At 66.6% G+C, this 14,406-nt stretch carries 12 protein-coding genes; 9 read left to right on the top strand and 3 right to left on the bottom strand.

The window, feature by feature from the left end; translation table 11 throughout:
• The first annotated feature begins 112 nt into the window (after positions 1-112).
• Positions 113-1,018: a LysR family transcriptional regulator gene (locus NYE40_RS11255; RefSeq protein ID WP_028599696.1), complete on the top strand. Its 906-nt coding sequence runs from the start codon at positions 113-115 to the stop codon at positions 1,016-1,018.
• A 23-nt stretch (positions 1,019-1,041) separates the two neighbouring features.
• On the opposite strand, the gene NYE40_RS11250 is transcribed toward NYE40_RS11255, so the two are convergent.
• Positions 1,042-1,851 (bottom strand): carbon-nitrogen family hydrolase, encoded by an 810-nt coding sequence (locus tag NYE40_RS11250; protein WP_339279926.1) that lies wholly within the window; start codon positions 1,849-1,851, stop codon positions 1,042-1,044.
• 145 nt (positions 1,852-1,996) lie between these two features.
• On the opposite strand from NYE40_RS11250, the gene NYE40_RS11245 reads away from it, so the two are divergent.
• The 8 genes from NYE40_RS11245 (at position 1,997) to mtnB (ending at position 10,261) form a co-directional block, all read left to right on the top strand.
• Positions 1,997-2,473, top strand: a complete 477-nt coding sequence (locus tag NYE40_RS11245; RefSeq protein WP_028599698.1) for a hypothetical protein — start codon at positions 1,997-1,999, stop codon at positions 2,471-2,473.
• A 111-nt stretch (positions 2,474-2,584) separates the two neighbouring features.
• A complete protein-coding gene (locus tag NYE40_RS11240; RefSeq protein ID WP_043111587.1) occupies positions 2,585-3,787 on the top strand; it encodes a pyridoxal phosphate-dependent aminotransferase in 1,203 nt (400 codons plus the stop codon).
• Between the two features lie 434 nt (positions 3,788-4,221).
• Complete coding sequence (proB, locus tag NYE40_RS11235) at positions 4,222-5,325, top strand: glutamate 5-kinase (protein WP_028599700.1); 1,104 nt, start codon at positions 4,222-4,224, stop codon at positions 5,323-5,325.
• Positions 5,326-5,387: 62 nt separating this feature from the next.
• Positions 5,388-6,671 carry a glutamate-5-semialdehyde dehydrogenase gene (locus tag NYE40_RS11230; protein ID WP_101809080.1) on the top strand — a complete coding sequence of 428 codons (1,284 nt, stop codon included), beginning with the start codon at positions 5,388-5,390 and terminating at the stop codon, positions 6,669-6,671.
• A gap of 31 nt (positions 6,672-6,702) precedes the next feature.
• Positions 6,703-7,602 (top strand): pyrroline-5-carboxylate reductase, encoded by a 900-nt coding sequence (gene proC, locus NYE40_RS11225; RefSeq protein ID WP_028599702.1) that lies wholly within the window; start codon positions 6,703-6,705, stop codon positions 7,600-7,602.
• A gap of 19 nt (positions 7,603-7,621) precedes the next feature.
• Positions 7,622-8,842, top strand: a complete 1,221-nt coding sequence (locus NYE40_RS11220; protein ID WP_339280047.1) for a 2,3-diketo-5-methylthiopentyl-1-phosphate enolase — start codon at positions 7,622-7,624, stop codon at positions 8,840-8,842.
• Between the two features lie 61 nt (positions 8,843-8,903).
• Positions 8,904-9,602: a 2-hydroxy-3-keto-5-methylthiopentenyl-1-phosphate phosphatase gene (locus NYE40_RS11215; protein ID WP_339279922.1), complete on the top strand. Its 699-nt coding sequence runs from the start codon at positions 8,904-8,906 to the stop codon at positions 9,600-9,602.
• On the top strand, positions 9,599-10,261 hold the full coding sequence (mtnB, locus tag NYE40_RS11210; protein WP_028599705.1) for a methylthioribulose 1-phosphate dehydratase: 663 nt from the start codon (positions 9,599-9,601) through the stop codon (positions 10,259-10,261). Before NYE40_RS11215 ends, mtnB begins: the two co-directional genes overlap by 4 nt.
• Positions 10,262-10,368: 107 nt before the next feature.
• Here the strand turns inward: mtnB and NYE40_RS11205 are convergent, their stop codons facing one another.
• Both NYE40_RS11205 and NYE40_RS11200 read right to left on the bottom strand, forming a co-directional pair.
• Positions 10,369-11,643, bottom strand: a complete 1,275-nt coding sequence (locus tag NYE40_RS11205) for an FG-GAP-like repeat-containing protein (protein WP_339279921.1) — start codon at positions 11,641-11,643, stop codon at positions 10,369-10,371.
• Entirely contained in the window at positions 11,640-14,282 is a 2,643-nt protein-coding gene (locus NYE40_RS11200; protein WP_339279918.1) for a hypothetical protein, read from the bottom strand. Before NYE40_RS11200 ends, NYE40_RS11205 begins: the two co-directional genes overlap by 4 nt.
• Positions 14,283-14,406 lie beyond the last annotated feature (124 nt).

Below are 14,406 nucleotides of genomic sequence, written 5' to 3'. Positions count from 1 at the left end.
GCCTCCAGCATACACGCCGGCAGTTGATTGTTCCAAGATATAATATCTATAATCATTATAGGAGTCTGTTATAAATCGCCCGGCCGCGCCGGGGCGCCGAAGGAGTCGAACGATGGAACTACGCCAGCTGCATTACGTCATCCAGATCGCCAAGGAGCTGAACTTCTCGCGCGCCGCCGAGAAGCTCCATATCGCCCAGCCGTCGCTCAGCCAGCAGCTGTCCAAGCTGGAGAAGGAGATCGGCGTGCTGCTCGTCCGCCGCACGACCAACTCCGTCGAGCTCACCCATGCGGGGGAGGTGTTCGTGGACAAGGCCCAGGACATCCTCGACCGCATCGAGCAGCTCAAGACCGAGATGGAGGACATGGCCCAGATGAAAAGAGGCCGCCTCGTCATCGGCAGCCTGCCGATCACCGGCTCCCACATCCTGCCGATCGTGCTGCCGGAATTCGGCCAGCGCTTCCCCGACATCGAGCTCGTGCTCGTCGAGGATACGACGGCCAAGCTCGAGCAGCTCGCCGCCAGCGGGCAGACCGACATCAGCCTGCTGACGCTGCCGCTCATCGACTCGACGCTCGTCTACGAGCCGCTCATCCGCGAGGAGATCACGCTCGCCGTGCCGCCGAGCCATCCGCTCGCCGGCCGGACCGAGCCGATCGAGCTGGAGACGCTGCGCGAGGAGCCGTTCATCGTGCTCAAGAAAGGCCAGGGCTTCCGCCAGATCGCCCTCGACCTGTGCGCGGGCGCCGGCTTCCAGCCGCGCATCGTGTTCGAGAGCAGCAACATCGAGACGGTGCAGTCGCTCGTCGCCGCCGGCATGGGCGTCGCCTTCATCCCGCAGATGATCGCGCAGGGACGCCATACGGAGTTCACGCCGTCGTTCATTCCGCTCGCCGGCAAGCCGTCGCGCACGCTCGTCATCGCCAGCCGCAAGGGCCGCTACCTGTCCAAAGCGGCGGAAGCCTTCATCGAGACGATGAAGGCTTCCGTAAGCCGCCACTACGGCGGGCAGGACTAGAGCCCGGCCGCTGCGGCCGCGCCCTACAGCCGGTACAGCTGCGGCCTGCGGTCCTCGAAGACGGGAATGCGCGAGCGCACCTCGTCGACCAGCGACAGATCGATGTCGGCGCTGAGGATCGTCTCCTCCTCGCCCGCCTCGGCGATCACTTCGCCCCACGGGTCGATGATCATCGAGTGGCCGAAAAATTCCGTCGATCCGCTCATGCCCGTGCGGTTGCAGGCGATGACGTACATCTGGTTCTCGATCGCGCGCGCGATCAGCAGCGAGCGCCAGTGATGCAGGCGCGGCTTCGGCCATTCCGCCGGCACGAACAGAGCCTTGGCCCCGGCCAGCGCGAGCGAGCGGGCGAGCTCCGGAAAGCGGATGTCGTAGCAGATCATCATCGCCGCGTCCGCTCCTTCGAGCGGGAACAGGCCGAGGCACGAGCCGGCCGCCAGATGCTTCTCCTCGTCCATCAGCCGGAACAGATGGATCTTCTCGTACTGTCCGGCCAGCTCTCCCTCCCGATTATAGGCGTAGGCGGCGTTGTACACCTCCTGCGCCCTCTTTTCCGCGATCGAGCCGCCTACGACATGCACGCCCGCCCCCCGGCTGAACGCCGAGAGCATGCCGCGCGTCCGCGCCCCTTCCTCGTCGGCCAGCTCGCCGATGCGGTCGAGCGCGTAGCCGGTATTCCACATCTCCGGCAGCACGATCACGTCGGGCTTGTCCGCCGCCGCGGCCGCCTCCTGCAGCCTGGCCTGCACCCGGCCGAAGTTCAGCTCCGGCTCTCCTGCGTCTATATGAAGCTGCAGCGCCGACACGCGCAGCTTGCCTCTGGTTCCGCTCATGCCTCCAACCCCTTTCCGCGCATCCGCCTTGGAATGCTTGTCTAGATGCTACTATTCTTGCCGCCTCATAGGGCGCTGTCAAGATGGACAGCTTAATAGCGAAGTTCCGGCTGCCCGAGGCAGCACGAAAGGAGATGTTTTGCCCATGCGATTCCTTCCCTCTCGATCGCGCGCCGCGCGCATGCGGCTGGCCGCCGCTGCGCTTGTCCTCCTGCTGCTCGCGAGCCTGCTGCCGCAGGCTGCCGCGGCTGCGGCTCCGGCGCCGAGCAAGCCCGACCGTCCCGTCCAGGTGTTCGACGTCCGCGCCGGCAAGGTCGTGCAGTCGTTTCCGAATGAGGACGCGTACCAGCAGATCGCCCGCGCCTGGCTGGACGCGGCCGAAGGGCTGTCGCCCAATCTGTCCCCGGACGATGACTGCGGCTATGTGTTCCGCATCCCGCTGCGGAAGCCCGCCTCGGTGAAGGTCGGCAGCCTGCGCCTGACCGCCGAGGACGTGTTCCTGTTCTATTGCCCCGAGCGCGAGCCGGAGCTGCTCGTGTTCGACGAGCGCAAGAAGCCGTACCTGCTGACCGCCCGCCCCGATCTGCGGCCGTTCTTCGAGCGGATCGGCTTCGAGCCCTGACCGCTCCGCTCGACAGTCCGTCCCTCCTCTGCTACCATGGGTGCAGCAAGCCGGAAGCGAGCGCGCGAGCCGCAGCGGTCCGGCCAAGGATGATGATGGAGTGATGACAAGATGAGCAAAAGCCGCTTCGGCGCGGCGGCGCCCGGCATCGTGCCCGCCCGCCGCTTGCAAGGGCTGCCCGAGCAGTTTTTCGCCAAGCTGGTCGGCAAGGCGAACGCCCGCGCCGCGCTCGGCCGGGATGTAATCAATCTCGGCCAGGGCAACCCGGATACGCCGACGCCCGCCCATATCGTGGAGAAGATGCAGCAGGCGTCCGCCGATCCGCGCTACCACCGCTACCCGCCGTTCCGCGGCTTTCCGTTCCTGAAGGAAGCGGTCGCGCTGCGGTACAAGGAGGATTACGGCGTCGAGCTCGATCCCGAGACCGAGGTCGCGATCCTGTTCGGCGGCAAGACGGGCCTGATCGAGATCAGCCAGTGCCTGCTCGATCCCGGCGACCTGTGCCTCGTGCCCGATCCGGGCTACCCGGACTACTGGTCCGGCGTCGCGCTGTCGGGCGCGCGCATGTCGTTCATGCCGCTGCGCGAGGAGAACGGCTTCCTGCCGGACTACAGCCGCATCGGCGCGGACGACCGCCGGGACGCCAAGCTGATGTTCTTCAACTATCCGAACAACCCGACCGGAGCGGTCGCGACGCCGGAGTTCTACCGCGAGACGGTCGAGTTCGCCGCGGCGAACGGCATCGTCGCCGCCAGCGACTTTGCCTACGGCGCGCTCGGCTTCGACGGCCGGCGGCCGATCAGCTTCCTCGAGACGCCCGGCGCCAAGGAGGTCGGCGTCGAGTTCTACACGCTGTCCAAGACGTACAACATGGCCGGCTGGCGCGTCGGCTTCGCGCTCGGCAACGCGCGCATCGTCGAGCTCATCAACCTGATCCAGGACCACTATTACTGCAGCCTGTTCGGCGGCATCCAGGAAGCGGCGGCGGCGGCGCTGACCGGCTCCCAGCAGTCGGTGCGCGAGCTCGGCGCCAAGTACGAGTCGCGGCGCGAGGCGCTGTTCGGCGAGCTGGAGCGCATCGGCTGGCAGGCGGAGCGGCCCGGCGGCTCGTTCTTCTGCTGGCTGCCGGTGCCGAAGGGCATGACGTCGGAGCAGTTCGCCGACATCGCGCTCGAGCAGGCCGACGTCGTCGTCGCGCCCGGCGTCGGCTTCGGCCGGCACGGCGAAGGCTACGTGCGGCTCGGCCTGCTGACGGACGAGGATCGGCTGCGCGAGGCGGCCGCCCGCATCGGCAGGCTCGGCCTGTTCGGCTAAGGCCGCTTCCGGCCCGCCCACCTGTCTCGCCGGCACGGCTGCGGGCGGCCGAGTGCCGGGCAGGTTGGCGCCGCGCGCCGCCTCCCCGCTCGCGGTCCTTTACGGCTTTACAGTGCCCGGGCGTCATGGTATGCTGGGTTCAATTCAACACGTTAGACGCTGTGAAGGGAAACGACAGAATCCCGCTGCGCCTCAGAGAGCGGTCTCCATCGGCTGGGAGAGACTGCGGCGCCAGCCTTCTGCACCCGTCCCGGAGCGCCCGGCGAGGAGCCGGACAGCGCCCTCTGTTACAAGGGCACCGAGCGGGACGGCTTTGCCGTCCAAGTTTAAGGTGGTACCGCGGAAGCAGCAGCTTTCGTCCTTTAGAGGACGAAAGTTTTTTTTGTTTCCGCCGCGTCCACGCCATTTTTGCCGAGCAAGAGAGGAGCAGCACGATGAGCGCTGACAGACGCGTCGTCAAGATCGGGAGCAGCTCGCTGACGAGTCCCGAAGGCGGATTGAACAAAGAGAAGCTGGCCTTTTACGCCGGAGAGCTGGCCGCCCTCCACCGGCAGGGCCGCGAGGTGCTGCTCGTCACCTCCGGCGCCGTCGCCGCAGGATTCCGGGCGATCGGCTACGCCGCGCGGCCGAAGCTGCTGCATGAAAAGCAGGCCGCGGCCGCCGTCGGCCAGGCGCTGCTCATGCAGGCCTACCAGGAGGCGCTCGCGGCCGAGGGCGTCCGCTGCGCGCAGCTGCTGCTGACGCGGCCGGACTTCACGGCCCGCGGCCGCGGGCGCAACGCGATGATGACGATCGACGAGCTGCTGCGGCAGGGCGTCGTTCCGATCATCAACGAGAACGACACGGTGTCCACCGACGAGCTGAAGTTCGGCGACAACGACATGCTGTCCGCGCTCGTCGCCAATCTGGTCGGCGCGCGGCAGCTGATCATCGTCACCGACACGGACGGCCTCTATACGGCCGATCCCCGGCACGATCCGTCGGCGCGCAAGATCGAGCGCGTCGAGACGATCACCGGCGAGCTGATGGGACTTGCCGGCGGAGCCGGCTCAAGCGTCGGCACCGGCGGCATGCGCTCCAAGATCGAGGCCGCGCGCATCGCGATGCGCGGCGGCGTGCCGGCGTTCATCGGCCGCGTGCTGGAGCCGGGCGAGCTGCTGCTCGCCGCATCCGGCAGCGGCAAAGGCACCTATTTCGAATCGCGGGAGCATCATCTGCCGGTCAAGAAGCAGTGGCTCGGCTTCCACTCGATGCCGAGCGGCCGCATCGCCGTCGATGCCGGCGCGGAGCGCGCCCTCGTCAGCGGCGGCAAGAGCCTGCTGCCCGCAGGCGTCACCGCCATGAGCGGCGACTTCCATCCCGGCGACGTCGTCGAGGTGACGGATGCGGATGGCCGCCTGATCGGCCGCGGCATCGTCAACTACGACTGCTGGCAGCTGCGGGCGGCGGCCGGTCTCGGCTCGGACGAGGTGCGCCGGCGCATCGACATCGCCCGCATCGAGGTCATCCACCGCGACGAATGGATCACGCTCGCCTGACGGCAGCGTCCACATTCGAAAAACATTCAAAACGGGCTCCGGCCCGACAAGGAGGAAACGACATGAGCATGCAAGCCAGCTTGTCCGCCGCTCAGGAGGAAGCCCGCCGCAAGGCGGCCGCCGCGCGCAAGGCCGCATCGCGGCTCGCCGTGCTGACGACGGCGCAGAAGGACGAGGCGCTCGCGCGCATGGCGGACGCGCTGCTGGAGCGCTCCGCCGAGCTGATCGCCGCCAATGCGATCGATCTGAAAACAGGCGAGGAGAACGGCACCGCCCCCTCCCTGCTTGACCGGCTGAAGCTGACGCCGGAGCGGATCGAGGCGATCGCCGAGGGCGTGCGCCAGGTGATCGGCCTGCCCGACCCGGTCGGACGGACCGTGCAGGCGATCGAGCGGCCGAACGGCCTTTCGATCGAGCAGGTGACGGTGCCGCTCGGCGTCATCGGCATGATCTACGAGGCGCGCCCGAACGTGACCGTCGACGCGGCGGCGCTCTCGCTCAAGACCGGCAACGCCGTCGTCCTGCGCGGCGGCAGCGCCGCGCTGCAGACGAACCTCAAGACGGCGGAGATTCTGCGCTCCGCGCTCGCCGGCTCGGCCATCCCGCCCGAAGCGCTGCAGCTGATCGAGGATCCGAGCCGCGCCTCCGCCGACGCGATGCTCAAGCTGAGCGGGCTGCTCGACGTCATCATCCCGCGCGGCGGAGCGGCGCTCATCCGCAATGTCGTCGAAAACGCGACCGTGCCCGTCATTGAGACCGGCGCCGGAATCTGCCATACTTATGTGCATGAGGATGCGAACGCGGACATGGCGGTGTCCATCGCGGTCAACGCCAAAGCCCAGCGGCCGTCGGTATGCAATTCGATGGAGACGCTGCTGCTGCATCGCCGCTTCGCCGAGCGCGGGCTCGCCCGCATCGCCGAGGCGATGAAGGAAGCCGGCGTCGAGCTGAAGGGCTCGCCGGACGCGCTTGCCCTGCTCGGCAGCGGCGCGGCGCGTCCGGCAACGGACGCGGACTACGCCACGGAGTACAACGACTACGTGCTCAACATCCGGATCGTCGACAGCCTCGAGGAGGCGCTGGAGCATATCGAGCGCTTCGGCACGCGCCACTCGGAGTGCATCGTAACCGAGAGCGCCGCGGCCGCGGGCGAGTTCCTCGACCGCGTCGATGCGGCGGCCGTCTACCACAACGCCTCGACCCGCTTCACGGACGGGTTCGAATTCGGCTATGGCGCAGAAATCGGCATCAGCACGCAAAAGCTCCATGTGCGCGGTCCGATGGGGCTGCCGGCGCTGACATCCACCAAGTACCGCATCCGCGGAACCGGCCAGGTACGAGGCTGATTCCCCCATTCAAGGAGGCAACTGAACCGATATGACGACGCAATCCGCGGCCGGCGCTTCGCCGGCCGCTCCCGATACGCAGCTGCAGCAGCTGCGCTTCTGCTTCTACGGCGCCGGCTCGATGGCCGAAGCCGTCGCCCGCGGCATGACCGGCCGCAAGCTGTGCCCGCCCGAGCAGATCGGCATGTTCAACCGCAGCGGCGGCCAGCGGCTCGCCGACCTGCGCGCCCTGTACGGCGTGACGACCGCCGAGACGCCGGAGGACAAGGACCGCCTGCTGGCCGAGGCCGATGTCGTGATTTTGAGCATGAAGCCGAAGGACGCCGAGGAGGCGCTCCGCTCCGTCGCCGCCACGCTGCGGCCGGGGCAGCTGATCGTCTCGATGATCGCCGGGCTGTCGATCCGCACGATCCAGGCTCTGCTCGGCCAGCCGCTCGCGGTCGTGCGCACGATGCCCAATACGTCCAGCTCGATCGGCCTCGGCGCGACCGGCCTCAGCTTCTCCGGCGAGGTCAGCGACGAGCAGCGCCGCATCGGCGAGCAGCTGTTCCGCTCCGTCGGCATGACGGTCACGGTCGAGGAGCCGCTGCTCGAAGCGGTGACCGGCGTATCCGGCAGCGGCCCGGCGTATCTGTACTACATCATGGAGTCGATGATCCAGGCCGGCGTCGAGCTGGGGCTGGACAGCGGCCTCGCGCGCGAGCTGACCGTGCAGACGATGCTCGGCGCCGCCGAGATGATGCGGATCACCGGCGAGCAGCCGGCCGAGCTGCGCCGCCAGGTGACGAGCCCGGGCGGCACGACCCAGGCAGCGATCGCGCTCATGGAGGAGCACGGAGTCGGCCTGCATTTCCGCCAAGGGATGAAAAAATCGTCGCAGCGCGCCTCCGAAATCGGACGCGATCTGGAAAGGAGCGTACTCGGTGACTGAATCGACGAACCGAGCCGGCATGTGCGTCGCGACGTACCGCGTCCATGACGACAAGGCCGACTTCGCCAAGAAAGCCCAGTCCATCGCCGTCGGCCTGACGGTCGGCAGCTGGACCGATCTGCCGGAGCTGCGCAAGGCCGAGATGGAAAAGCATCTCGGCCGCGTCGTCTCCGTCGAGGAGCATGCGGGAGACGGCACGCCGGGCAGCCGGCATGCCGACATCCGCATCGCCTATCCCGACCTCAACTTCAGCCGCGACATCCCTGCCCTGCTCGTCACCGTCTTCGGCAAGCTGTCGATGGACGGACGGGTCAAGCTGCTCGATCTCGACGTGTCCGACGGCTTCCAGAGCGCGTTCGCCGGTCCTAAATTCGGCATCGCCGGCGTGCGCGAGCAGCTCGGCGTCCACGGCCGCCCGCTTCTGATGAGCATCTTCAAGTCCGTCATCGGCCACGATCTGCGCGGGCTCAAGGAGCAGTTCTACCAGCAGGCTCTCGGCGGCGTCGATCTGATCAAGGACGACGAGATTCTGTTCGAGAACGACGAGATCGGCATCGACCGCCGCGTCGCCGTCTGCATGGAGGCTGCCCGGCGGGCGTCGCAGCAGACCGGCCAGAAGCTGCTCTACGCCGTCAACCTGACCGGCCCGACGTCGCGGCTGCATGACCAGGCCCGCCGCGCGATCGCCGAGGGAGCCAACGCGCTGCTGTTCAACGCGCTCGCCTACGGCTACGACGCGCTGCATGAGCTCGCGGCCGATCCGTCGGTGAACGTGCCGATCGCCGCCCATCCGGCGATGGCCGGCGCGTTTTATCCGTCGCCGCATTACGGCATCGCCGCCCCGCTGCTGCTCGGCAAGCTGATGCGGCTCGCCGGCGCCGATCTCGTGCTCTTCCCTTCTCCGTATGGCTCGGTCGTCATGCCGAAGGAAGAGAATCTCGCGATCACCGCGGCGCTGCTCGACCCGTCCCGTCCGATGCGGACGAGCTTCCCCGTGCCGTCCGCCGGCATCCACCCCGGCCTCGTGCCGCTGCTGCTGCGCGACTTCGGCATCGAGTCGGTCGTCAATGCCGGCGGCGGCGTGCACGGCCATCCGGGCGGCGCCGCCGCCGGCGGACAAGCGTTCCGCCAGGCGATCGACGCCGCGATGGCGGGCATTCCGCTGCAGCAGGCGGCGCAGGAGCCGGGACGCGAGGCGCTGCGCGCCGCCGTCGACGCCTGGGGAGTGCGCGAGGCCTGAGGCTTCGCGGCATCCGCCCCGCGAATTTCGCAACCGCAACCGAGAAAGAAGGCTTAGAGCGATGAGCATGGAATCGAAAAAACAAGTGCTGTTCTGCGACTTCGACGGCACGATCACCGAGAACGACAATATCGTCGCGATCATCAAGCAGTTCGATCCGGACGGCTGGCAGCAGCTCGTGCAGGACACGGTCGACCAGCGCATCTCCGTCCAGGAGGGCGTCGGCTCGCTGTTCCGCCTCCTGCCGGCCTCGCTGAAGGACGAGGTCGTCCGCTATTCGATCGCCAATGCCGTCATCCGAGACGGCTTCCGCGAGCTGCTCGCCTATTGCCGGGAGCAGGACATCGACTTCTACGTCACGAGCGGCGGCATCGATTTCTTCGTCTACCCGCTGCTGGAGCCGTTCGGCATCCCGCATGACCATATCTATTGCAACGGGGCCGACTTCTCGGGCGAGCGCATCGAGATCGTCTGGCCGCATCCATGCGACGACGGCTGTCCGAACGGCAGCTGCGGCATGTGCAAGACGGCGGTCATGCGCCGGTTCCCGGCGGAGCGCTACGAGCGCATCCTGATCGGCGACAGCGTCACCGACTTCGAGGGCGCGAAGCTCGCCGATCTCGTCTTCTCGCGCGCCCAGCTGACGGCCAAGTGCCGCGAGCTCGGCCTGCCGCATCTGGAATTCGCGACGTTCCATGACGTCGTGCGCGGCCTGCAGGAGCGCCGGCCAGCCCATCAAGAAAGGACGCGTCAATCATGAGCGATTTTCAAGAGCATCTCGCGAAGCTGGAGGACAAGCAGCGCGCCTACGCCGAGCTGGCCGAGGTCAAGGAGCTGTTCGCCTCGCGCGGCTGGTTCGCCGGCACGAGCGGCAACCTGTCGGTGCGCGTCGGAGACTTCAACCCGGGGAGCTTCCAGTTCGCCGTCACGGCGAGCGGCAAGGACAAGTCGAAGCGCACCGCGGAGGACTTCCTGCTCGTCGACCAGAACGGCAAGCCGAGCGAGCCGACGGCGCTGAAGCCGTCCGCCGAGACGCTGATCCACTGCGAGATCTACCGTCTGACCGGAGCCGGCGCCATCTTCCATATCCATTCCGTCTTCAGCAACGTCGTCTCCGAGTGGTTCTGGGAGCGGCGCTCGGTTCCGGTCGCCGGCGTCGAGCTCATCAAGGGGCTCGGCATTTGGGAGGAAGAAGCGCAGATCGAGATTCCGATCGTACCGAACTACGCCGACATCCCGCGCATCGTGCCGGAAATTACCGACGCGCTCCAGCCTCGCCTGCCGGGCGTGCTGCTGCGCAAGCACGGCATCTACGCCTGGGGCAAGGACGCCTTCGAGGCGAAGCGCCATCTCGAGTCGTTCGAATTCCTGTTCGAATACGTCTATCGCTGGGAGCTGCTGCAGGGCAGCCGTCGATAAGCGGCCCTATTCCCTCTCGAACGAAAAACAACCAGGCACGGCTGCCGGAGCAGCCGTGCTTGGTTGTTTTTGTCGGGCCTCGACAAGTCGGCTGAAGCATGCCACGCTCAGCCTGGCCACTCGCCGCCCGGATAAAGCGTCGAGCGGTACAGGCGCTTGGGCTGGGGCAGCGCATGCCCCGGGCGCCTGGCCGTCAGATCGATCGCGGCGCTGCCGAAGATCGCCGCTCTCTCATCGTTGTAAACGATGACCTGCTCCGTACCTGTGCCGGCGAGATCGCCATGCACGGCATACCCTTCCGCCGGAAATTCCGCCACTACGTTCATATGGCCGTCGTAGAGGGACGGCCATACGCCTCCACCGCGCCGATAGGCGAGGATGTAGTCCTGCCGCGAATCCGGCTCCCAACGCTGCAGCGTTTCCGCGATCGTCAGCCAGCCGTCGGTCCGACGGTCCTCCTTCCACAGCTGAGCGCCGCTCGAATCGAGCAGGAACAGCGCATCCCTTCCTTTCAGCCCCTTGCCGTCGTCTTCCCGGACGAGCCGGTCCAGTCCCGCGATCTGCAGCCCGGGAAGCTCCGGGCGGAACTTTCCGAGCGCGATATGCTGGGACTCGATCGAGTCCGCATGCCGCCATAGCTCCTGTCCGTCGCGGCTGTACATGACCGTCACGCTGCCTCCGACGACAACCTCCGGAATTCCGTCTCCGTCGACATCGCCGAACCAGATGCAGTCGGCATGATCCTCGAGGCCGCTGCAGCTCCATCTCCTCCGGCCTGTATGATCGAGCAGATCGTACCCCGCCATGATCTCGTCGAAGCCGTCTCCATCCAGATCGCCAGCCCATGGAAAATGGCCCGGATTGCCCTCGTACGTCCAAAGCAGGTTGAATCGGTTGTCCATCGCCCACAGCTTATGGTAGCGGTCTTTCAGGATGAGGTCCGAAGCGCGCGGGCCTCCGCTCAGATTGGCGATGATCAGGCAGTCATGCGCATTGGGAGACGGCAGCTCATGAGACGCTTTCTGCGCTCCCGTCGCGCCGTCCAGCACGACAAAGCGATCGTTCATGACGCAGAGCACCTCCAGCCGCCCGTCGCCGTCCCAATCATACACCTGGGCCGGATAGTCGGAGCCCTGGCTTCCCGCCCGAGGATCCGGTTTGCCGGCTTGCCAAAGCCGGTTCCCGTCGAGGTCGAAGGCCGTCACGCATTGCACTTGATGCGGAATATGACGGACATCCTGCCGGTTGTCGGGCTGCACGAGCACGAGCTCCATCCGGCCGTCGGCGTTCAGGTCCCCGAGCAGCATCTTGCATCTCGGGCCTGCCGGGCTGATGTCTAGCTCGGCCAAGCGCGCCGCGCCTTCCTGTCTGCTGCGTTTCATCGGCCACTCTCCTTTAACATAATCGCGCCGCTGCCCGGAATCGCCGGCCGCTCGGGCAGCGCATCGCCGAGCAGCTCCAGGCAAATGATCGCATTGAGCGACCACTGCGAAGCCTCGTTCGTATTCATCCAGTCGATCTCTCGCAGCTCGCGGACATAAGAGACAGTCTGCGCGTCGTTGACCAGATCGACGGTCGCAAACGGATGCTCCATGAGGAACGACCAGGCCAGCCGGGCCGTCCGCTCCTCTTGCCTGTACGAAGCTCCGTAAGCGACGAGGGCAAGCGTCAGAACGGGATGCCCGAAGCTGCTCGCGCTGATCTTCCCGCCGGTGATGTCATCCTTCTCCTCCTGCGGCAGATGATAGAACAAGCCGAAGTCGGCCATCATCTCGTTCCACTGCGGGTCCTTCAGCATGCCGGCCAGCTCCATCCACACTTGCGGTCCGCCCATGCACACCGCCAGATGGCGCCCCCAATTGTCGTCCCCCATCGGCGTCAGCCGGCCCGTCTGCGGGTCGTAGCCGTACGTCGGGCCGGAGATGAGGCCGAAGCTCGCCTGCTTGATGCATGCGATGCCCGTCAGCAGCTTGTCTCGATAAGCCGCGTCCTCGAAGCGCTCCCAGCGGGTCATCCAGTTCGAGCTGAACGCCGCCCAGTCCGGCCCGACGCGGGCATGCGTCGGATGCTCGTCTTTCGGAAAATACGCTCTCATCGGGTCGAGCGAGACGGTGGTGTAATCGGCATCCTTCACTTCCTCCATCATGTCGCCGATCCGCTCGTCGGCGGTCAGATAGTAATAATAGCGATGCAGGCCGGCCATGCTGATGCGAGCCTCCTTGCAGCCGCAGCCCCAATGGACGACATTATGGCGCGATCCGAGTCCGGCGTATTCGCCAAAGTGATAGACGTCCACCTCGCTCGTATGGCGCGTCATCGCCTCCGCCAGGCGGAAGATGTCCTCCCGGCCCGAACGCAGGAACATGAGCCATAGCCACATGTTCGGCACGAGCTCCGTATTCTGCCAGGCGCAGCCGCCGAGGTCGTAGTTCCATACATGGCGGGCGGGATCGTAGCTGTGCATGAAGTCGCCGTAGTCCCAGAAGCCGTACCAGCGCCGCTGCTCGATTTCCCGCTGATAAAACGCGATGATGCCGTCCAGCTGCCGCTCCAGATGCGCTTTGGCCTCCGTGCCGCGGTCGGGCAGGCTCCAGATGCCGAAGGCGCCTTGACGGTGGAAATGCTCCGGCTCGCATGCCAGCTGCGGCGGCGACTCGTTGTGTTCCGCCAGCCGCTCGAGCCGCTCGGGCGTCGGCGTGGACGCGCAGCCCCACAGCGTCAGCTCGTTCGTATTGGCGACGCCGTAGGGCGTCGCCCGCATTTCCTCGGCGCCTTCGTAGGAAGACTCGACATGCGTCTCGGTGTCGTAATGGCGCATGTCCATGGCAGGGGCGTCCGGTGACCAGAACCAGGCGGTCAGCGCCGCCTCCGCGCCGAGCATCCCCTCGACTTCGAGGGCGGAAGGATGCTTGCGCCAGAAGTCGCGCATCGTTGCCGCCAGGCCGCCGCCTCGGCTGCCTGCGTAGACGACGCCGCGAGCGCGGCGTCCTTCCGCCGCCTTGACCCAGCTGCAGCCCGACTTGGTGCGCTTGAGCATCCGATAGCTGTCGGCCGAGTGCTGCGTCAGCTTGAAGCTGTCCCAGGAGGCGGATTCCTCGAGCAGCCCGAGAAAATAACCGTCGTTCACTTGCTCCTCGAGCAGCCATTCCCCTCTCAGCTGCCGCTCGAACAGCTCCAAATAAGGGCCTTTCGTACGGCGCGTATGCAGCGTCTTGGCGGCTTCGCTCCAGAATCCGCTGTCTCCGGCGAAGCGGACATGGCGGTTGTAGTGAGGTCCACGCATCGGCACGGAGAAGCGAATTCCGAGCCCTTTGACGAAGTCCTGGCTCGGATTGCCGTCGTAAAAGAACGTGTGCACGATCCGGATCGTCTCGAGCCCCGCGTAGGCGTACAGCCGCAGCGAGAACGGCAGCCACTCGCCCGTGCTGGCCGGCCCGGCCGGCCCGTCGTCGGCCCGATGCCGACCGGACAGCTTCAGGACGGCCCGCGCCGGCCCTTGCTGCTCCAGCTCCACCCTGGCGATCCGCGACCGAAAGCGTTCTTGCCGATACGTCCTGCTTCCGGACAGCTCGCTCCTCGTTTCCCGCATGGCGATCAGCTCAGCCCTCCCGCCGATCGGCACGCCATTCCGGAAGATGCCGTCGATGATTGCGCTTCCTGTCTTCGGAACCCGGAACGAAATGACGCCCGTATCGACATCGACATGCTCCTCCGTCTCCGTCACGCTCAGCGCCGGAGCAGCGGCCATCGTTCGCGCCGATCCGCGCCGAACGGAATATTCGGCCGCCGCATCGGCGGGAAAGGCCGCCGCATGCGCCGTCCATTTGACGCTGCCGTCCGGCCAGTAGGCGGCCGGCCAGCTTTGCAGCGCTGGCGGAGCGCTGCCGTCCCCCGACTCCAGCGCCAGCTCCTCGCCGCGCCTCAGCTCCCCTTCCTTCCACGGCATTCCCCATGCGACTCCTGCGGGCAAAACAGGCGCTTCCTTCAGCCAGCGTAAACATGCCTTCGTCGTACCGCTCATAGCCTCATCTCCTGCCGAGATAGTTTGCAGACGGTTTCATTATATCGGCGCCTGTTTTCCCGGCAATCGGACAATCTTGCAGGAGGCGCGCAGGCTCCTTGCACCGTCCAGCCCGGGCTAGCAC

This window comes from Paenibacillus sp. FSL W8-1187 (assembly GCF_037965485.1).
Classification (GTDB): Bacteria; Bacillota; Bacilli; order Paenibacillales; family Paenibacillaceae; genus Paenibacillus_O; species Paenibacillus_O pasadenensis.
This window is presented reverse-complemented; position numbering and strand designations above follow the sequence as displayed.